Below are 236 nucleotides of genomic sequence, written 5' to 3' on the forward strand. Positions count from 1 at the left end.
CGTGCCAGCAGGCCTCCCCGGACCTGCAGGCCCGCGCGGTGCTCTGCGCCGGCGCCGAGGGCTTCGACCGCTGCAGCGGCGACTCCGGCGGGCCGCTGCTGGTGCGCCGCAAGGGCGCCAGGACGGTGCTGGGCACGGTCAGCTGGGGCGAGGGCTGCGCGCTGCCGGTTCGCCCTGGGGTGTACGCGCGGTTATCGCAGGGCTATGTGCGCGATTTCATCCAGGCCACCTGGATG

General features: G+C 74.6%; 1 protein-coding gene. It reads left to right on the forward strand.

What is annotated here, in order from left to right:
- Nucleotides 1-236 (forward strand): trypsin-like serine protease (locus ACQG3P_RS23660; RefSeq protein ID WP_426806412.1); only part of this gene is annotated, 236 nt, incomplete at both ends.

Source organism: Stenotrophomonas sp. SrG (assembly GCF_050031795.1).
Lineage (GTDB): Bacteria > Pseudomonadota > Gammaproteobacteria > Xanthomonadales > Xanthomonadaceae > Stenotrophomonas > Stenotrophomonas rhizophila_A.